The organism is Deinococcus malanensis (genome assembly GCF_014647655.1).
In the GTDB taxonomy this organism is placed as follows: domain Bacteria; phylum Deinococcota; class Deinococci; order Deinococcales; family Deinococcaceae; genus Deinococcus; species Deinococcus malanensis.
The window spans coordinates 187,853-205,267 of sequence record NZ_BMPP01000005.1; the positions used below are offsets into that span (position 1 = coordinate 187,853).

19 protein-coding genes are annotated in these 17,415 nt (G+C 67.1%); 11 read left to right on the forward strand and 8 right to left on the reverse strand.

Annotation, left to right across the window (positions count from 1 at the left end; translation table 11 throughout):
- Positions 1-194: 194 nt before the first annotated feature.
- From IEY49_RS07775 to pyrF, 3 genes are all read right to left on the reverse strand, one after another.
- Positions 195-884 (reverse strand): HAD family hydrolase, encoded by a 690-nt coding sequence (locus IEY49_RS07775; protein WP_189006268.1) that lies wholly within the window; start codon positions 882-884, stop codon positions 195-197.
- Between the two features lie 212 nt (positions 885-1,096).
- Complete coding sequence (locus IEY49_RS07780) at positions 1,097-2,293, reverse strand: branched-chain amino acid ABC transporter substrate-binding protein (protein ID WP_189006271.1); 1,197 nt, start codon at positions 2,291-2,293, stop codon at positions 1,097-1,099.
- Between the two features lie 101 nt (positions 2,294-2,394).
- Positions 2,395-3,201, reverse strand: coding sequence for an orotidine-5'-phosphate decarboxylase (pyrF, locus tag IEY49_RS07785; protein WP_189006274.1), 807 nt, complete (start codon positions 3,199-3,201; stop codon positions 2,395-2,397).
- Between the two features lie 195 nt (positions 3,202-3,396).
- Here pyrF and IEY49_RS07790 point away from each other — a divergent pair, with 195 nt between their 5' ends.
- Positions 3,397-4,251: a DUF1028 domain-containing protein gene (locus tag IEY49_RS07790; RefSeq protein ID WP_189006277.1), complete on the forward strand. Its 855-nt coding sequence runs from the start codon at positions 3,397-3,399 to the stop codon at positions 4,249-4,251.
- 68 nt (positions 4,252-4,319) lie between these two features.
- The gene (locus IEY49_RS07795; RefSeq protein ID WP_189006280.1) at positions 4,320-4,787 is read left to right on the forward strand and encodes an Rrf2 family transcriptional regulator; all 468 of its coding nucleotides are present in this window, start codon (positions 4,320-4,322) and stop codon (positions 4,785-4,787) included.
- Between the two features lie 71 nt (positions 4,788-4,858).
- On the opposite strand, the gene IEY49_RS07800 is transcribed toward IEY49_RS07795, so the two are convergent.
- The gene (locus IEY49_RS07800) at positions 4,859-5,527 is read right to left on the reverse strand and encodes a hypothetical protein (RefSeq protein WP_189006284.1); all 669 of its coding nucleotides are present in this window, start codon (positions 5,525-5,527) and stop codon (positions 4,859-4,861) included.
- A gap of 159 nt (positions 5,528-5,686) precedes the next feature.
- Here IEY49_RS07800 and IEY49_RS07805 point away from each other — a divergent pair, with 159 nt between their 5' ends.
- The 3 genes from IEY49_RS07805 (at position 5,687) to IEY49_RS07815 (ending at position 9,101) form a co-directional block, all read left to right on the forward strand.
- Positions 5,687-6,829, forward strand: coding sequence for an N-acetylmuramoyl-L-alanine amidase family protein (locus tag IEY49_RS07805; protein ID WP_229780693.1), 1,143 nt, complete (start codon positions 5,687-5,689; stop codon positions 6,827-6,829).
- A gap of 115 nt (positions 6,830-6,944) precedes the next feature.
- A complete protein-coding gene (gene malQ, locus IEY49_RS07810) occupies positions 6,945-8,450 on the forward strand; it encodes a 4-alpha-glucanotransferase (protein WP_189006287.1) in 1,506 nt (501 codons plus the stop codon).
- A 78-nt stretch (positions 8,451-8,528) separates the two neighbouring features.
- Positions 8,529-9,101, forward strand: coding sequence for a cob(I)yrinic acid a,c-diamide adenosyltransferase (locus IEY49_RS07815; RefSeq protein ID WP_189006290.1), 573 nt, complete (start codon positions 8,529-8,531; stop codon positions 9,099-9,101).
- A 98-nt stretch (positions 9,102-9,199) separates the two neighbouring features.
- Here the strand turns inward: IEY49_RS07815 and IEY49_RS07820 are convergent, their stop codons facing one another.
- From IEY49_RS07820 to pdxR, 4 genes are read right to left on the reverse strand one after another with little or no spacing between them, the layout of a single operon-like run.
- On the reverse strand, positions 9,200-10,033 hold the full coding sequence (locus IEY49_RS07820; RefSeq protein ID WP_189006293.1) for an ion transporter: 834 nt from the start codon (positions 10,031-10,033) through the stop codon (positions 9,200-9,202).
- On the reverse strand, positions 10,030-11,199 hold the full coding sequence (locus IEY49_RS07825; RefSeq protein WP_189006297.1) for a glutathionylspermidine synthase family protein: 1,170 nt from the start codon (positions 11,197-11,199) through the stop codon (positions 10,030-10,032). The genes IEY49_RS07820 and IEY49_RS07825 overlap by 4 nt, the downstream gene beginning before the upstream one ends.
- On the reverse strand, positions 11,199-11,615 hold the full coding sequence (locus tag IEY49_RS07830; protein ID WP_189006300.1) for a hypothetical protein: 417 nt from the start codon (positions 11,613-11,615) through the stop codon (positions 11,199-11,201). Before IEY49_RS07830 ends, IEY49_RS07825 begins: the two co-directional genes overlap by 1 nt.
- The gene (pdxR, locus tag IEY49_RS07835; RefSeq protein WP_189006303.1) at positions 11,612-13,099 is read right to left on the reverse strand and encodes a MocR-like pyridoxine biosynthesis transcription factor PdxR; all 1,488 of its coding nucleotides are present in this window, start codon (positions 13,097-13,099) and stop codon (positions 11,612-11,614) included. The genes IEY49_RS07830 and pdxR overlap by 4 nt, the downstream gene beginning before the upstream one ends.
- 20 nt (positions 13,100-13,119) lie before the next feature.
- On the opposite strand from pdxR, the gene IEY49_RS07840 reads away from it, so the two are divergent.
- Genes IEY49_RS07840 through IEY49_RS07865 form a run of 6 tightly spaced genes read left to right on the forward strand, consistent with a single transcriptional unit; the run spans position 13,120 to position 17,299 of the window.
- Complete coding sequence (locus tag IEY49_RS07840; RefSeq protein ID WP_189006306.1) at positions 13,120-13,473, forward strand: cupin domain-containing protein; 354 nt, start codon at positions 13,120-13,122, stop codon at positions 13,471-13,473.
- Positions 13,470-13,910, forward strand: a complete 441-nt coding sequence (locus IEY49_RS07845) for a GNAT family N-acetyltransferase (protein ID WP_189006309.1) — start codon at positions 13,470-13,472, stop codon at positions 13,908-13,910. The genes IEY49_RS07840 and IEY49_RS07845 overlap by 4 nt, the downstream gene beginning before the upstream one ends.
- On the forward strand, positions 13,907-14,488 hold the full coding sequence (locus tag IEY49_RS07850; protein WP_189006312.1) for a YfiT family bacillithiol transferase: 582 nt from the start codon (positions 13,907-13,909) through the stop codon (positions 14,486-14,488). Before IEY49_RS07845 ends, IEY49_RS07850 begins: the two co-directional genes overlap by 4 nt.
- Positions 14,485-15,126 (forward strand): pyridoxamine 5'-phosphate oxidase family protein, encoded by a 642-nt coding sequence (locus IEY49_RS07855; RefSeq protein ID WP_189006315.1) that lies wholly within the window; start codon positions 14,485-14,487, stop codon positions 15,124-15,126. Before IEY49_RS07850 ends, IEY49_RS07855 begins: the two co-directional genes overlap by 4 nt.
- Positions 15,123-16,061, forward strand: a complete 939-nt coding sequence (locus IEY49_RS07860; RefSeq protein WP_189006318.1) for a DMT family transporter — start codon at positions 15,123-15,125, stop codon at positions 16,059-16,061. The genes IEY49_RS07855 and IEY49_RS07860 overlap by 4 nt, the downstream gene beginning before the upstream one ends.
- A complete protein-coding gene (locus IEY49_RS07865; RefSeq protein ID WP_189006321.1) occupies positions 16,058-17,299 on the forward strand; it encodes an aspartate aminotransferase family protein in 1,242 nt (413 codons plus the stop codon). The genes IEY49_RS07860 and IEY49_RS07865 overlap by 4 nt, the downstream gene beginning before the upstream one ends.
- Positions 17,300-17,415 lie beyond the last annotated feature (116 nt).

Consider the following 17,415-nt stretch of genomic DNA (forward strand, 5'->3'; position numbering starts at 1 on the left):
CCGGAAGCTCTGATCAGGGAACGGAACCGGGCAGGCTGGGCCCGGTAACATGCCTCTTCAGAACAATACGTACCTGAATGACGCTCCTGTCCCTCAGGCAGGCAGTGAGGAGAAGCTGCGCCGGCGGAGGAGCGTCACTGTGGGAAACCGGCTGATACACTCGCTGCTCCGGCCTCTGCGGCTCTGAGTCCTGCTCAGCCCAGCAGACTGGTGACGTTCGCCAGAGCGCTGACCTGAGTGACCGCTGGGCACGGCGCGGGCCGGCCCTGCCGGTTAATCCACACCGCGCGCAGTCCAGCCCGGCGCGCACCTTCCACGTCGTTTTCCCAGGAGTCGCCGACCATGACTGTCTCGGCCGGGACAACGCCCAGGGCGGTGCAGGCTGCGTGATAAGCGCGGATATCCGGCTTGGGCGCCGGGACGTCTTCAATACACAGGGTGACGTCCACCAGCTTGTCCAGCCCGAAGTGGGTCAGCTTTTCCAGTTGGACCTGTCGCACGTAGTTGGTCAGGACCGCCGTGCGTAGGCCCCGGGCCTGGAGTTCGTGCAGCAGGTCCACAGCACCCTCCAGCAGGGCCCAGGCCGCCCGGTAAGCGGAGCGGTAAGTTCGCGTGGCCGTCTCGCCGTCGGGGTTCGGCACCTCCAGGTCCGTCAGCAGACGGGTCATGCGAAGGACACGGGCGCCGTGGGCGTCCACCTCGCCACGGAACAGCAGGGGGTCTATGGCGCGGATATGTTCGGCATGCCGGGCAAACAGGCACTCGGGGGTCCAGTGCCGGATGTCATGCTCGGCAGCCAGCGCCGCGAGGCCCGCATGGGTGCAGGCCGTGTCATCGAACAGGGTGTCATCCAGGTCAAGAATCACGGCACGTACGGGAAGCACGTCTGAGTCTAGCCGGAGCGTGGTCGCCGTTCGTCGGAAATGCCTCAGGCCGCAGCTGGCCATGGCTGGACACTTACGCTGGGGCCGCAGACACACGAGCCGTCCCATCCCCGATGGATGGGCCTACGTACCCCGCCATAGGCTCTTGGCCATGAAGATCAGTAGAAGAAGCGCTCCGGGAACAGGAGCGCTTCTTCAGTGGATGGGAGAAGTTACTTGAGGCTTTCGGCGGTGACCGTCTGGACCTTGGCCACCTGACCCTGCAGCACGTTGTCGAGTTTCATGATGAATACGCGTGAACGCTGACGCTCGCCGGTGTTGTCGAAGCCCATTGCGCCGGACACGATGCTGCACTTGCCGGCGGCGCCGTCGAAGCAGGCCGGGAAGTTCTGGCGGCGCACGGCCGTGGTCACCTGAGCGCGGCTGGGCAGGGCTGCGCCGGGACGCAGAGAGCTCTTGATGGCTTCAAGCATGACGTTCATGGCGTCGTAGGCATAGACCGACACACCGTTGGGTTTGGACTTGTAGGCAGCCTGGTACCTCTGGGTAAAGGCCGGAGCGCCGGAAAACACAGTTACAGGGCCGAAGCCGGTGCTGAAGACCACGCCGGCAGCGTCGATTCCGCTGCGCTGAATGAAGCTGGGAGAATCCAGACCGTCGCCGCCCATGAACAGGGCCTTGATGCCGGCCGCGCGGACAGCCTTGAGCAGTTTGGAACCCACGTCGTCGGTGCCACCGAAGTAGACCACGTCGGGGTTGAGGGTCTTGATGCGCTTGACGGCTCCGGCGATCTGCTCGTCGCTGGAGGCGCCCACGTAGCCGGCCAGCCCGATGTTCTGGCGCTTGAGGTTGGTCTGCAGCACCTTGGACAGACCGTTGCCGTAGGCGGTGTTGTCGGACACCACAAACACTGTCTTGGCACCGACCTCACTCTGGAGATACTGGGCGGCAGCGACGGCCTGGGCGCTGTCAGGCGCGACCACCCGGCTGAAGTTCTTCCACTTGTTGCTGGTCAGCAGATCGTTGGTGCTGGCCGGAGAGATCACGGCAAGGTTGGCCGCAGCGGTCGCGGCCGCCAGAGTGTTGGTCACGCTCGAGTTCAGGGCGCCTACGACACCCAGTACGGCGCGGTCTGCCACCAGGGTCTTGCCGATCTGGGTGCCCTGGGCGGCATTGGCCTGATCGTCCATAGGCATGAACACCAGATCGTGCCCAAGCGCCTTGAACGCACGGACCTGCTCCTGAACGGCGAGCTCTGCGCCGCGGCGCACTTCGGTCCCGATAGGCGCGAGGCTGCCCGACAGCGGGCTGACCGAGGCCACCTTGATGGTTGCTGCTCCAGCAGAGCCGAGCAGAAGCGGAAATAGAACCAGGGCGCCCAGGGCGCGTGCACGGCTTTCTTTGTTCATGAGGCACTGTACCCGGCCGACTCTGGCACGGACCTGACGGGCCGGTCATTAAGTGTGAAAGACTTCACGGCGATCTGAATGTGCCCGGAAACACGCGGTTTTTAAGTGGTCAGCGCGGTATTCAGTTCATCCCGGAAGCCTCGTGCGGCAGTGACGCTGGCCTGCACGTCCAGTCCCTGGGCGTATTGCACGCCGCGACTCGCACTGGCCAGGGCACCGGTACCGCCGGCATGAAAGGCGCCGCTGAGGTCTGAAGCGCGGGCTCCCTGAGCTCCCAGCCCGGGCAACAGCAGCAGGGCGCGCGGCATCAGGGCGCGGAAGGCAGCCAGATCCTCCGGATGGGTGGCGCCCACGACCGCACCCACACTGGCATATTCGCCTTCAGGTTCCCCGGCGTTCAGCCGCCTGACCTCGTCGGCCACCCGCTCGCTGACGCCGCTGCCCTGCAGGTCGGTCTGCCCGGGATTGCTGGTCTTGACCAGGATGAACACGGCGCCTCCATTGGCAAGGGCCGTGTCCACGAAGGGCGTCAAGGTCTCAAAGCCCAGAAAGGGATTGACCGTCAGCGCCGAACCGGCATGCGGCCCGCTCAGCCAGCCCTGGGCATAAGCCTGTGCCGTGCTGCCGATGTCTCCACGTTTGCCGTCCAGCAGCACCGGCAGGCCCAGCGTGCGCGCCGCGGCGCAGACCTCCTCAAGCAGCTTCATGCCGCTCAGGCCCATGGCCTCGTAAAAGGCCAGCTGTGGCTTGACACAGGCGGCATAGGGCGCGGTCGCCTCCAGCATATCCAGGGTATGTTCGCGCAGATGGGCTGCGTCGCGGTAGGCGTCCAGGCGGGGATCGAGCCCCACGCACAGACGGGTCTGGAGGCGGCGGGTGCGGTCCGTGACGGCGTGCGCGAAGGTCATCCCAGCGAGGCTAACACGGCGCGCGCCGCTCCTCGGGCGCTGGAATCCGCTGAGACGGCAGCTCCCGCCTGCTGGCCAGATGTGAGGAGAACGCAGCTTCCGGAGCACGCCCTGGCCGGAGTAACAGGACACCAGCCATGAAAACGCCCCTGCCCGGCGCTGCTTTCGGTGCACCTTATGCCGTACCCTCCGGGTATGACCTTCTCCATTGTGGGGCGTGATCCGCAGACCGGTGACCTGGGCGTGGCGGTGGCCAGCAAGTTTCTGGCGGTGGGGGCGCTGGTCCCGTTTGTCCGTGGCGGGGTGGGCGCCGTCGCCACCCAGAGCTACGTGAATCCCAACTTCGGTCCGGACGGGCTGGCGCTGCTGTCCGGCGGGCTCGCGCCTCAGGAAGTCAGCGCCCGCTTTCAGGCCGAGGACGCCGGCATCGTGCAGCGGCAGTTCGGACTGGTGGGGGCCGACGGCCGCAGCGCAACTTTCACAGGTCAGGGCTGCCACGCCTGGGCCGGCGGCATAGCCGAGCCGGATGTGGCGATCCAGGGCAATATCCTGACCGGCCCCGAGGTGGTGCAGGCCATCCACCGTGCCTGGCTGGAAGCGGCCGGAACCCCACTGCCGCGCCGCCTGTTTGCTGCCCTTCAGGCCGGGGATCAGGCAGGTGGGGACCGACGGGGCCGGCAGTCGGCGGCGCTGCTGTGTGCGGGCCCGGGGCGCGGCTACGGCGGCCTGACCGACGACTGGGTCAACCTGCGGGCCGACGACCACCCTGATCCCTGCACGGAGCTGGCGCGATTGCTGGACGTGCATGATCTGCTGTTCGGCCGTCCTGAAACGACTCGCCGTCCAGACGAGGCCGAACTGCGCTGGCTGCGAGGGCTGCTGGTCCGCCAGGGTTACGCGCCGGCCCTGCCGCCAGGGGAATGGGACGAGGCCACCGAGGCAGCTGCCTGGGCGCTGTACGGCACCGAGAACCTCGAAGAGCGCTGGGTGCCGGGAGGACAGTTTGATCCGGTGGCCGTGGCCTACCTGCGCGAGCGTTATCCGGACTGACCCCTGGTCCCACCGGACCGGGTGCTGGAGCACGTCGGGCGCAGGCCGGGCACGCTAGACTGCCGCGCATGCGGCTCTCAGCGACCGATGTCTACGCCTTTCAGGCTCTGGGGTTCCTGGGCACCCAGGCTGAAGGCAGCTGGATCTCCAGCGAGGAGATCAGTGACGCGACCGGCGTGCACCGTCCCTATCTGGTACGTATTCTGGCCGCGCTGACTGCCAAGGGCGTCGTGAAAAGCAAGAAAGGTATCGGCGGTGGATACGCGCTGGCCCGCAAGCCCCAGCTGATCAGCCTGTGTGAGGTCGTGCGCGCCATTGACGGACCGGTGGCGCCGCTGTCTTGTATCAGCCTGAACTGGCACGAGCCGTGTGTGGAAGAGGACCGATGTCACGCCCGCGCCAGCGTGTACCGGCGCATGCGCGACGCGATGCTGGGCGTGCTGCAGGAATTCAGCGTGGCCGACCTGGTGGTGGATGCCCGTCAGGGCGTGAGTTATGGTCACTGCCTGAACCATCTGCTCAAGCCCAACGCCTGATTCCGGCGTACACAGAAAGCCGCCGGATGACTGCTGTCCGGCGGCTCTACTGAGTTCTAAGGAAACGAGTATTACTTCAGATAAGGACGGAACCGCGCCAGGGTAGCGTTGTCGGGGGTGGCGGCGCGCAGCAGGCGGTTGCCGGCAAACACCAGCACCAGCCGTCCGCCGGCCGGAGCACTGGCCCGCACGGACCCCTGCGTCACACTGGCAGGGCCGGTCAGCAGGACCTGCATGGTGGACGGATCGAACACCATGCCCGAAGCGGTCAGGGCCGGGCTCTGGGCCTTGATGCCGCCGCCAGCAGTCACGAAGCCGGATTTGACATACAGGGCCATTGCAGGGGCACCCAGTCCGCCAAAGCGCGAATCTCGGTACGTGGCGCCTCCCGAGGCCACCACCGTGCCGCCCTTCAGGTCATAGACGACCTGCGCGGCGTGCAGGGTACTGCCCTGCCGGGTGGTGATGGTCGCGTCCTGGGCACTCAGCGTCTGGCCGGGGCGGATCTGCATGCGGGCGGCCGTGAGCTTCATGCCACTTCGGGCATCGGTGGCGGTGCCGCCCTGAGGCAGGTCGGTGGCGCCGGTTTCCAGGTTCAGGTTCTGGGCACCCCGGGGAGTAATGTTCAGGCCGCCAAAGTTGACGGCCTGCGCCGGTCCTACGGCAGACAGCCCCAGGAGGCTCAGGGTGGTCAGGGCGGCCAGCATGGAGGTGCGGCGGGACAAGGGTGGCTTGCTCATGTCCTGCACCCTAGCGGGCGGTGCACTGAGCGGCGTGAGGGCTCCGGTCAGCTTCGGTTCAGCCGACGAATTTTTCATCCTGTGGTCCAGGGGCGGAGGGTACACTTCTGGGCAGTGAACGCGTCTACAAAGTCCTGTCTCCGGTCTCCGGTGTCCCGAATGCTGCTGTGTACGCTGCTGACCGGCGCCCTGCTTGCGCCGGGCGCCCACGCCGCGCCCCGCGTCGGATCGCATGACGGGTTCACGCGGCTGGTCTTCGATCTCCCCGCCACCTCTACATCTAATGTGAAAGTGCAGGGACAGAGCATCACCGTGCAGCTCAGTGTGCCGCTTAAGGCCGATCAGGGCCCACTGAGTGCTTCAGGGGTCACGGCCTACGCGGTGGCGGGGAAAACCGTGACGGTCACGCTGGCCAAGGGTCACAGTCAGGCCAGGGCCTCGGTGCTGCCGGCCAGCGGAGCCCAGAAGGCCCGGCTGGTGATCGATGTGCCGACCAGCGCCGCAGCCTCGAAAGTGCCGGCCACGCCGCGTCCCCAGCCTGCAGCGGGCGCGCGCACCCCGGCCGCGGTGGCCCGGCCTGCCAGCACGACGCCCGCCCCTCCAGCCGCACAGCCAGCCGTGCGTCCGCGGGTGGTGCTCGACGCCGGACACGGCGGCAGAGACCCCGGGGCACAGAGCCGCTGGACCTCGGAAGAGGAGGTGACCCTTGATATCGCCCTGCGCACCCGCGCTGAACTGGTCAAGCATGGCGTGGACGTCGTGATGGCTCGCGAGTCCGACCGTCACCTGAGCGCCAACAAGGCCCAGGACCTCGAAGCCCGCTCGCGTCTGGCCAAGAACGGCACGGTCAGTGCCTTTGTCAGCATTCACGTCAATGCCGCCGGCCCCGGGGCGCAGGGCATCGAGACCTTCTACTTCGGTCAGCCGCTCGCCGGGCGCAACCGCAGCCTCGCGGTGCTGGAAAACGGCGGAGGCACGGTGGGGGAGGTCCTGACCCGGCAGGCGTCCACCAGTGCCCAGAACATGCTGGGGGACATCCTGGCCCAGGCCAAGATCGCGTTTAGCCGGGATCTGGCCCATAAGGTCCAGTCCCGCCTGATCGCCGCCACCGGTGCGGTGAACCGTGGCGTGCAGACCGACGCTTTCTACGTGATCAGCAACCCGACCACTCCGGCCATTCTGGTCGAAGTCGGTTTTGGCAGCAGTCCGGTGGAGGGTCCCAAACTGGCGCAGGCAGCCTACCGCGAGCGGATCTCCCAGGCCCTGGCACGGGCCATTCTGGACTTCCTGAATACCAAGTAAGGGCCGGACCCGGCGCGGATGAGGGGCTGGTGTACTATCCTGGGCGCCAACTGGAATCATTTCCAAAACTGGGTGACGTCAACGGTCGCCCGCTCTCATCCCGGAGGCCCCTCCCATGACCATTTCACGCTCCAGCGGCGTCCTGCTGCACCCCACCAGCCTTCCTGGCCCTTACGGCATTGGCGAGCTGGGAACGCAGGCCCGGCATTTCATCGACTGGCTGGCTGCCGCCGGACAGCATTACTGGCAGGTGATGCCGCTGGGTCCCACCGGCTACGGCGACAGCCCCTACCAGGCCTTCAGTGCCTTCGCGGGCAACCCCTACCTGATCGACCTGACCACCCTGCGCGAGGAGGGTCTGCTCGGTGACGCGGACTTCGCGGCGCTGCCGGCCTTCAACCCCGACAAGGTGGATTTCGGCCAGCAGTACGTGTGGCGCAACCAGATGCTGGAGCGCGCCTGTGCGGCGTTTGTGGGTGGGCAGGCAGGACACCTGCGCGCGGATTTCGAGGCGTTTACCCGGGCCGAGGCCGGCTGGCTCGATGATTACGCCCTGTTCACGGCCCTCAAGGACACCTATGGAGGCCTCCCCTGGAACGCCTGGCCGGCTGCGGTGCGCGACCGTCAGCCCGAGGCCCTGGCCACGGCGCGGAGTAGCCTGGGGGAGTCCCTGGAGCGCGTGCGGTTCGTTCAGTTCCTGTTTTTCCGCCAGTGGACCGCCATCCGGGAGTACGCGCGCGGCAAGGGTGTTCAGGTGATCGGGGATATTCCGATTTTCGTGGCCATGGACAGCAGTGACGCCTGGGCCAACCGCGAGCAGTTCTACTTCGACGACCAGGGGCAGCCTACCGTGGTCGCCGGCGTGCCGCCGGACTACTTCAGCGAGACCGGGCAGCTGTGGGGCAACCCGCTGTACAACTGGGACGCCATGCGCCAGAACGGTTTCCAGTGGTGGATCGAGCGGTTTCAGGGCAGCCTGAAGCTGTACGACGTGATCCGCATTGACCACTTCCGGGGCTTTGCCGGCTACTGGGAAATTCCCTTTCCGGCCGAGACGGCGGTGCATGGGCGCTGGGTGCCCGCGCTTGGGCACGAAATGTTTGCCGCCGTGCGTGAAGCCCTGGGCGAGTTGCCGATCATCGCCGAGGACCTGGGCGTGATTACACCGGACGTGGAAAAACTGCGTGATGATTTTGGTTTCCCGGGCATGGCCGTGCTGCAGTTTGCCTTTGGCGGCGGGGACTTCAGTGTCAACGACTTCCTGCCTCACAACCTGCGCGAGAACCAAGTAGTGTACACCGGCACCCACGACAACGACACGACCCGGGGCTGGTGGAGGAATGCCGACGAGCAGGAGAAGCACAACTTCCGCACCTACACCAGCAGCGACCCGACCGAGGACAGCTTTGCCTCTCAGCTGACGCGGCTGGCCTTCGAGAGCCGCGCGAAGCTGGCAGTCGTGCCCCTGCAGGACATCATGAACCTGGGCACCGAGGCGCGCATGAACCTGCCGGGGACCACCGGCGAGCACAACTGGACCTGGCGTTACCGTGCTGCGGCCCTGCACCCGGAGCTGGCCCAGGGCCTGCGTGACCTGACCGAACGGACTGGCCGCCTCTAACACCGGACAGGAAAGCGGGCAGAGGGACGCAGAATCGATTCTGCGTCCCTCTGCCTTGTGACCCACTACCCTGAAGCCATGAAGCTTTACACCAAGACCGGGGACGGTGGCCAGACGGGGCTGTACGGGGCGGACCGAGTGAGCAAGGCGCACATTCGCGTGGAGGCCTACGGCACTGTGGATGAACTTAACAGCGCCATAGGTCTGGCACGGGCGCACAATGGCCGCAGCCATCAGCCGCATGCGGCCCTGGACGCGGATCTGGAGTACCTGCAAAACGCCCTGTTTGACGTGGGCGCGGACCTGGCCACCCGGACCGGGACGCCGTACGAGAAGAACCTCAGCCGCATGGATGCGCAGGACGTGGCGTTTATCGAGGCGATGATCGACCGCTATGCGGACGGCGCGCCCCCCATCCGCAATTTCGTTCATCCCAGCGGTACCTTGACGGCCTCTGCGTTGCACCTCGCCCGGGCAGTGGCGCGGCGGGCCGAACGCGAAGTTATCCGACTGCTGCACGAGGAGGAGGCCAACGAGCAGGTGCAGATCTACCTGAACCGGGTCTCGGACCTGCTGTTCGCCATGGCGCGCGCCGCCAACCACGTGGCCGGGTTACAGGAGGAGCAGTGGGCCGTGAAGGGCCGGCGCTGAAGCGCAGCCTGGACCCACAGCATGAAAGCTCCGCCCCTGAAGCCAGAACGGTTTTCAGGGGCGGAGCTCTGTTCTCCAGTCTCCAGGAACTCCGGGTTTCAGTGCAGGCGCTCACCGCAGTGTGGGCAGAAGCGGGTGCGGGATTCGGGCACCGCTTCTTCCTGCATGCGCAGACGTGAAAGTTCCTCGGCAAAACCACTGGCGATCATGCCGGCGGGCAGCGCGACCATGCCCACCCCGAACAGCATGATCATGCCGGCGGCGGCCTTGCCCAGCGAGGTCTGCGGGTACACGTCGCCGTAGCCAGTGGTGGTCAGCGTGACCACCGACCACCACAGCGCCTGCGGGATGCTTTCAAAGCCCTTGGTGCCGGCGCTCGACTCGACCTGATACAGCAGGCTGGCGGCAATGAACACCAGCACCACCACGATCAGCACGGTCGTAAACAGCTCACCGGCCCGGCGCCGCACCACCCGCCCGATCAGCTGCAGCGAGTCCGAGTAGCGGCCCAGCTTCAGCAGCGACAGCAGCTTCAGCAGCCGCAGGCCACGCAGGCTGGCCAGGGCGGCGCTGCCCGGCAGCAGCAATGACACGATCACCAGCAGGTCGATCAGGGGCAGCGGCGTCAGGGCGTAGCGCAGCATGCCCCGCCAGCCGTCCTCGTAGCCGGGCCGCAGCGGAGTGACATACAGCCGGGCGGCGTACTCCAGCCCGAACACCACCGCGCAGCTCAGGTCGAAGGCGCGGATCAAGGGGCCGTATACCTCGTACACTCCGGGCACCGTGCTCATGATGGTCACGGCCACGTTCGACACGATCAGTATGGCCAGCAGCGCGTTGAACAGCCGCTCGCCCATATGCATGCCGTCGCCCGGGTCCAGAAACGCGTACAGCCGGGCGCGGAAGGGGGCGGACAGAGGCGGGCTGCTCATGGCCCCTCTTCGCGGACCACATGGGGAGCAAAGGTGGCCCGGTTGTCGGTAACCCGGCCCCGTCCCTCACGCAGGCCCAGACCACAGACCTCGTCACCGGCGACCCACACGCCCAGCACCGGATAGCGCGGACCGTCGGCCGCCTCGAAGACCGGCAGGTCGATGTAGGCCTGCTCGACCATGGGCAGGTCGGCATAGTCCCCTGGCGTGCTGGTTCCGCCCGGCAGCGTCACGTTCTGGCCTTCACGCGAAAAGAGAGGTTTGCGGACCACCTGCGCTCCCAGCGTCCCGGGCTTCAGGGTGGCCGGCAGGATCAGCTCATGGCCGGGGTGAAGCTCGTGCAGCAGCGCCAGCAGGCCCTTGCTGCCCGTCACGGCCTTCCACAGCGGCTCCAGAAAGCGTGTCTGGGTGGCGGCCAGATGGGCGGCGTCACGGCCTTCCCAGGCAAACTCGAACGGCCACAGCCACATCAGGTTCCGGATCGGCAGGCTCCAGGTGTCCAGCAGCCAGGGGTCCTCAGGGCGGGTGCCGATCTCCTCGGCCAGCAGGAACGATCCGGAGACGCCCTGGGTCTGGGCCAGGTCTCTGAGGTAGGTGACGGTCGCAATGTCCTCGTCGCTGCGCGCGGCACTGAAGTGCGCCTGGGTGATGCCACGAGCCTCCCGCAGGTGCGCCCACTGTTCCAGCAGGCCTTCGTGGATGGTGTTCCACTGTGTGGTGCCAGGCGGGAGCTGCCCGGCCTCCAGCCGGTCTTCGAGCCACTGCCACTGGCATACCGAGGCTTCCAGCAGACTGGTCGGCGTCTGGGCATTGACCTCCAGCAGTTTCGGGCGGCCCTGGCCGTCGTAGGCGAGGTCCAGCCGCATGTACAGTGTCGGGTCGTCGCGGTCCCACGACTCACGTACTGCCGCGTGCAGGAAGGCCGGTATTCCGAGCTCATTCAGGCGGCCATGTTCGATCGCGTGGCCGGTGGCGTCCAGCACCAGCCGGGTCAGTTCCTGGGCGTCACGTTGCAGCGCTGCGATCTGCTGCGGTGTGAAGGCGTAGGCCACGTCCTCGCCCCAGTAGGGCACCGGATGCTCGGGGGTGGGGGCATACCAGGTAAAGCCGACCTGCTGGAGGCGGGACTCCCAGTCGGGGCGGGGGGGAAACGACAGGCGCTGCATCAGCCGCCTCCGCTCAGGGTGCCCGAGGCGCCGGCGCGGGCGCTGGAGGTCAGGCCGCCCCGGCTGACCGGCGCCTTGAAGCTGCCGTAGGTGCCTTTTTTGCTGTCGTAGGTCAGACCCCGTGACGAAATTCCACCCGAGGACGTGTATCCCACGAAGCGGGTGCCGCTGCCGGTGTACAGCAGATACGGCCCGAAGTACGTCTTTTTCTTCTTGTACAGGTCCAGATCGTCGTCTTCCTCGGCGCAGGGGTTTTCCAGGCCCTGCTGGATATAGGCCTGGTTGGCCGTCATGCACTGCTGGTAACTGGCGTACTGCACCCGGTTGTAGCGGCTCAGGTCATCGTCGTCACCGCCACAGGCGACCAGGAGAACCGGCAGGGCCGAGAGCAGGGGAAGATGGAAACTCTTTCTCATGCCTGCTCATACGGGGCGGGGCAGCCAGGAGTTGCACGGACCATCCGGGCGATCTCCTGGCTGCCGGCGCGGGCCTGCGCCGCCGTCAGTCCGGCGTAGCCCAGCAGCAGGGCCTGAGCCTCCGGGCCGGCGAAGGTATGGGAGGCCAGGGTGGAAACAAAGATTCCCCGGCTGGCCAGCCGGTCGGTCAGTGCGCCTGCGTCCAGCCCCGGTGCCAGATGCAGACACAGATGCAGCCCCGCCTCGATACCGCCCAGATGCGCCAGGGGGGCGAGCCCGACAAGTTCGCGGGTCAGGGCGCCACGTACCTGGGCGTGCCAGCGCCGGGTGCGGCGCACATGCCGGTCCACCTCGCCGCGGATAAGCAAGTGGGTCAGGGCCCGCTGCACAGGCAGCGGATGCCCGCCGTCGAGCAGCAGCCGTGCGCGGACCAGCGCCGGCATCAGGGCGCCCTGGGCCAGCAGGAAGCCCGTGCGCACCGCCGGAGTCAGGGCCTTGCTCAGCGTGCCCAGGTACAGCACCCGTCCGGAGCGGTCCAGGCTGGCCAGTGGCGGCAGGGGGGGGGCGCCGTAGCGGAATTCGCCGTCGTAATCGTCCTCGACAATCAGGGCGTCGTGGCGCTCGGCCCACTCCAGCAGGGCCAGGCGCCGGGGCAGGCTCATGCGCACGCCCAGCGGAAACTGGTGGCTGGGCGTGACATAGACCAGCCGGGCCGGGGGGGTCTGTGCTGTGACCACGGCCCCGTCCTCATCTACACTGAGCGGCTGTACGTGGTGACCGGCATCCAGCATCACCTGACGCGCGGCGCGGTAGCCCGGATTTTCCATCAGGACAGCTGAGCCGGGCGGCAGCAGCGCCCGCACGATCAGGTTCAGCGCCTGCAGGGTGCCGGCGGTGACCAGCACGTGTTCTGCCGTGGTGGACAGCCCCCTTGAGCGCCCGGTCCAGGCGCACAGTGCTGCCCGCAGGTCCGCTTCTCCCTGCGGATCGGCGTAGTCGCCGCTGACCGGCTGGCGTGCCGCGTCAGCCCAGGCCTTCCGCCAGACGCGCTGGTCCAGGGTGGCGGTGGTGGCCACGCCGACCTGAAAGTGCACGCCGGGCTGCCCCGGCGGGCCGTCCACCGGGGCGGGCGCCGGAGGGGTAAACCACGCCGGGGCCCTTTGTAACGCAGCTTGCGGCCGGGCCGCTCCGCCTGGCACCCGGGTACCGCTGCCGACCGTGGCTGCCAGGGTGCCGTCGGCCACCAGGGCGGCGTAGGCGTCGGCCACCACGCCACGCGTTACGCCCAGGTGAAGCGCCAGGCGCCGCGATCCTGGCAGCCGGGTGCCGGCAGGCAGGGTTCCGGACAGCACGGCCTCACGCACCTGCTTTGCCAGCTGCGCATGCATCGGCTCAGGGCCACTCCGGCACAGCAGCACCCCAAAAGGCAGTTCGGAAAGTGGACTGATTGAATTGCCTGAAAGTGGAGCTTTCTGGGAGGCCATTGTCTCTCTAGTGTAGGGGCATGCATCTGGTTTCTCTTGCCCGGGCCCGCGAGGCGGCGCCGATTCCCGGATTTCTGGAGGTTTTTCATCGCGGTTCGCTGCGTCTAGAACTCTACCGGCCGCGCGGCCACGATCCCCAGCAGCCTCATGCCCAGGACGAGCTGTATGTGGTGATCAGCGGCAGCGGCACCTTTCGCTGTGCGGGGCAGGTTCAGACGTTCGGGCCGGGTGACCTGCTGTATGCCGCAGCCGGCGCCGAACACCGGTTCGAGGCATTCTCCGAGGACCTGGAAGTGTGGGTGGTGTTCTATGGTCCGTCCGGAGGCGAGCAGCCCGGGAGCAGAAGGGTGCTGGGCCAGGTGTGGCCCGAATGATCCGGCCGGTTCAGGTGCATGACACGGCACTCGGCCTTGCGGCGCTGCGCGAGCCGCGTCCCGGGTCTCCGGCTACGGCCAGCGCAGAGGCACTTTCACGGCACCTGGGCCAGCTCGCCGCAGAAGGCTACCGGCTGGTCGGAGTGTTTGAAGACGAGGATGGGCCGGCGGTCACGGTGGCCGGCTACCGCACCATGACCACGCTGGCCGGTGGCAGAACCCTGTACCTGGACGATCTGTCCACCCTGCCCCGGTTCCGTGGGCGAGGCCACGCCGGGCGGCTGCTGGTCTGGCTGGACGCCGAAGCCCGGCGGCTGGGCAGCGAAGCGCTGCACCTCGATTCTGGCGTGGGGGAGGCCCGGTTTACGGTGCACCGTCAGTACCTGCGCCACAGCATGGGCATCACCTGTCACGACCTTGAAAAGAGGCTGCCATGAACGACCTGAGCTACCCCATCGGAGCGGCGCCAGCGTCCTCGCCGGCTCTGCCTGAGCAGCGGTCTGCCGCCATTGCGGCGCTGCGTAGCTTCCCTGCCGAACTGAGCGGCGCCGTGGCCGGGCTCGGCGACACGCAGCTGGACACGCCGTACCGCGAGGGAGGCTGGACTGTTCGGACCCTGATTCATCATGTGGCTGACAGTCACCTGCACGCCTATGTCCGCACGAAGCTGGCGCTGACCGAACCTGAGCCGGTGATCAGACCCTGGGACGTGGACACCTGGGCCGAACTGCCCGACAGCCGGCTGCCGGTCCAGCCCAGCCTCGACCTGCTGGCTGGACTGCACGCGCGCTGGGCTGAGCTGTATTCGTCGGTTGACGGGCCCGGCTGGGAGCGCTGTTTTGTTCACCCGGATCTGGCAGGCCGTGCGGGCAGGCCCCCGGCGGCCTGGGCACAGGCCTTTCAGGCCGATGAACAGGGTCGTGTCCGTCTGGCCCGGTGGCTGGCTGTGTACATCTGGCACGGACAGCACCACACCGCCCACATTCTGGGCCTGCGCCAGAGGAAAGGCTGGTGAGCAGCCATTACGATCCCCGTCGGCGCGACCCATCGGTCAGCCGCCGTCCCCAGAACCGCCAGGAAGAGGCCTGGATCGAGGCCCTGCTGCTGCGCGGGCGCATCGGCCGCGTGGCCACCCTGTGGCAGGGTGAGGACGGGCAGGCGTTTCCCTTTATCACGCCGCTGGCCTACGCCTATCGCCCGCAGGAGCACGACATCGTGTACCACACGAATATAGTCGGTCGCCTGCGCGCCAACACCGTTCAGGGTCACCCGGCCACGTTCGAGGTGTCGGAAACCGGCTCGTTTCTGCCCAGCAACTCACCGCTGGAACTGACCGTGCAGTACCGCAGCGTGATTGCGTTCGGCACCGCCCGGCTCCTGACTGACCCGGCCCAGATGCGCGCCGCCCTGAGCGTGCTGTGCGTGCGGGCCTTTCCCGACCTGCGGCCAGGCCAGGAAATGCGCCCCATCCTGGACAGCGATCTGGCACGGACCTCGGTCTACTCGCTGGCTGTCGAACGCTGGAGCGGCAAGGAAAACTGGACGGAAACGGCTCTTCAGGACGAGAGCTGGCCGCCGCTTTCGCCGGATCAGGCAAGGCCGCGGCCCAGCACTCCGTCTCAGTCCTCCGCTGACGCTACGGTGGCACCATGACGCGGCGTGACGTGCTTGAAATGTTCATTCTTTCGGTGGTGTGGGGCGTCTCGTTCCTGCTGATCAAGCTGGTCGGTGAGGTCTTCCCGCCGGTGTGGGTGGCGCTGCTGCGTTCCGTATTCGGTGCCCTGGTGCTGTGGGCCGCGCTGCGCTGGGGCCGGCATTCCCTGCCGCCGGCGCACCTGTGGAAGCCGCTGCTGCTGGTGGCCGTGTTCAACAACGTGCTGCCCTGGACCTTCTTTGCCTGGGGCGAGCAGACAGTCAGCAGTAACATCGCGGCCATCCTGAACGCCACGACGCCACTATTTTCCCTGCTGATCGCACTCGGTGCGCGAGACGCCCAGGTCACAGGACGGGTGATCGGCGGGGTGATGATCGGGCTGGCCGGTGTGGCCATGACCGTTTCCGGCGGAATCAGTGGCGGGCACGCCACCCTGTTCGGGGTCCTGATCCTGCTGGCCGCCAGTCTGGGCTACGCGGTGGCCACCTCCATCGCCAAACGCACGCTGGGCGGCCTGAACCCGGTTGGACTAGCAACCACACAGCTCACGCTGTCGTCCCTGATGCTCGCGCCGGTTGCGCTGCTGGGGCCACAGCCGGGGCCGGTAACCCTAACCGCGCTGGGGTCCATGCTGGTGCTCGGGGTCTTTGGCAGCGGCGTCGCCTACCTGCTGTATTACGGCCTGCTCGCGCGGGTCTCGCCCACGCAGGTGGTGGCGGTCACGTATGTGCTGCCCCTGTGGGGCCTGTTCTGGGGCGCGGTGGCCGGCGAGGCGATCGGTCTGCTGTCGCTGCTGGGCGTGGCGGTGGTGCTGTCGGGATTGCTGCTGCTGAACATGCCGCGCCGGTCGGCAGGCACACAGCAAGGCAGCTCCACATTGCCGGCGCGGGAGCGTCCTACACTGGGCCCAGAGCAGAGGAGGAAGCAAGCATGACGCAGAGCAAATGGCTGGATGCCGAACTGAAGTACGACAGCGGGGTGTTCAACAAGCATCAGGTGGTCATTACCCGCGGACAGGGCGCCGTGGTGTGGGACGAGCAGGGCCGCGCCTATATCGACTGCATGGTCGGGGCCGGCGTGGCCAACGTGGGGCACAGCCACCCGGATGTGGTGCGCGCCGTGCAGGAGCAGGCCGCAAAGCTGATGGTGCTGGCCCAGACGCTTCCCAACGACCGCCGCGCCGAGTTCCTGACGGAACTGGTCAGTGTGCTGCCTCAGGGCCTGGACCGGGTGTTTCTGTGTAACAGCGGCACCGAGGCCATGGAAGCGGCCAAGAAGTTTGCCATTACCGGCACGGGCCGTCAGCGTTTCGTGGCGGTCAAACGCGGGTTTGCCGGCCGCAGCCTGGGTGCGCTGGCCTTCACCTGGGAGCCCAAGTACCGTGAGCCCTTCGGCGAGGCCGTGGACAACCGCCACGTGGACTTCATCACCTACGGCAACCTGGACGAACTGCGCGCCGCTGTGACTGACGAGACGGCCGCCGTTATTCTGGAAGTGGTGCAGGGTGAGGGCGGCGTGCGCCCGGCCAGCCTGGAATTTGTGCAGGAAGCCCGCCGGATTACCAAGGAGCGCGGCGCCCTGCTGATCATCGACGAGATCCAGACCGGCTTCGGCCGCACCGGCAAGATGTTCGGCTGTGAGCACTACGGCGTGATCCCGGACGGCATCACGCTGGCCAAGGCCATGGCGGGTGGCGTGCCGGTAGGCGCCTTCGCCATGACCGCTGCGGTGGCCGACCGGATGCCCGCCGGGGGCCACGGCTCGACCTTCGGAGGCAACCCGCTGGCCATGGCGGCCGGCGTGGCGGCCCTGCGCGCCATGAAGCGCGAGGGCATGGCCGAGCAGGCCCGCGAGAAGGGCGCGTACTTCATGGAGAAACTGCGCGCCATCGGCTCGCCCAAGATCCGCGAGGTGCGTGGCCTGGGCCTGATGATCGGCGTGGAACTCAAGGAAAAGAGCGCGCCCTACATCACTGCCCTGGAACACGACGAGGGGGTACTGACACTGCCCGCCACGCCGCTGGTGGTGCGTTTCCTGCCGCCGCTGACCATCAGCCGGGAGCAGATTGATCAGGTGGTGACCTCGTTTGCGCGGGTGCTGGAAAATGTCAACCCGCGCGCGGACCGTCAGGCGGAACTGGCCGCCCAGGCTCCTGGTCAGCCGGCCCGCTGAAGACCGCACAACTGTAAGCGTCCCTGTTCCGGTAATTCCAGGCCGGGGCGCTTTGCTGTGTTCCTGACATCACCCTTCATGAACTGCCCTTATGAGGGCCGACTGTGCCAAACCTT

Coding starts and splice junctions, on each gene's coding strand:
- IEY49_RS07780 (WP_189006271.1), bottom strand. CDS start 2,293: ATGAACAAAGAAAGCCGTGCACGCGCCCTGGGCGCCCTGGTTCTATTT.
- pdxR (WP_189006303.1), bottom strand. CDS start 13,099: ATGGCCTCCCAGAAAGCTCCACTTTCAGGCAATTCAATCAGTCCACTT.
- IEY49_RS07800 (WP_189006284.1), bottom strand. CDS start 5,527: ATGAGCAAGCCACCCTTGTCCCGCCGCACCTCCATGCTGGCCGCCCTG.
- IEY49_RS07830 (WP_189006300.1), bottom strand. CDS start 11,615: ATGAGAAAGAGTTTCCATCTTCCCCTGCTCTCGGCCCTGCCGGTTCTC.
- malQ (WP_189006287.1), top strand. CDS start 6,945: ATGACCATTTCACGCTCCAGCGGCGTCCTGCTGCACCCCACCAGCCTT.
- IEY49_RS07820 (WP_189006293.1), bottom strand. CDS start 10,033: ATGAGCAGCCCGCCTCTGTCCGCCCCCTTCCGCGCCCGGCTGTACGCG.
- IEY49_RS07860 (WP_189006318.1), top strand. CDS start 15,123: ATGACGCGGCGTGACGTGCTTGAAATGTTCATTCTTTCGGTGGTGTGG.
- IEY49_RS07845 (WP_189006309.1), top strand. CDS start 13,470: ATGATCCGGCCGGTTCAGGTGCATGACACGGCACTCGGCCTTGCGGCG.
- IEY49_RS07795 (WP_189006280.1), top strand. CDS start 4,320: ATGCGGCTCTCAGCGACCGATGTCTACGCCTTTCAGGCTCTGGGGTTC.
- IEY49_RS07865 (WP_189006321.1), top strand. CDS start 16,058: ATGACGCAGAGCAAATGGCTGGATGCCGAACTGAAGTACGACAGCGGG.
- IEY49_RS07850 (WP_189006312.1), top strand. CDS start 13,907: ATGAACGACCTGAGCTACCCCATCGGAGCGGCGCCAGCGTCCTCGCCG.
- pyrF (WP_189006274.1), bottom strand. CDS start 3,201: ATGACCTTCGCGCACGCCGTCACGGACCGCACCCGCCGCCTCCAGACC.
- IEY49_RS07840 (WP_189006306.1), top strand. CDS start 13,120: ATGCATCTGGTTTCTCTTGCCCGGGCCCGCGAGGCGGCGCCGATTCCC.
- IEY49_RS07805 (WP_229780693.1), top strand. CDS start 5,687: ATGCTGCTGTGTACGCTGCTGACCGGCGCCCTGCTTGCGCCGGGCGCC.
- IEY49_RS07815 (WP_189006290.1), top strand. CDS start 8,529: ATGAAGCTTTACACCAAGACCGGGGACGGTGGCCAGACGGGGCTGTAC.
- IEY49_RS07825 (WP_189006297.1), bottom strand. CDS start 11,199: ATGCAGCGCCTGTCGTTTCCCCCCCGCCCCGACTGGGAGTCCCGCCTC.
- IEY49_RS07790 (WP_189006277.1), top strand. CDS start 3,397: ATGACCTTCTCCATTGTGGGGCGTGATCCGCAGACCGGTGACCTGGGC.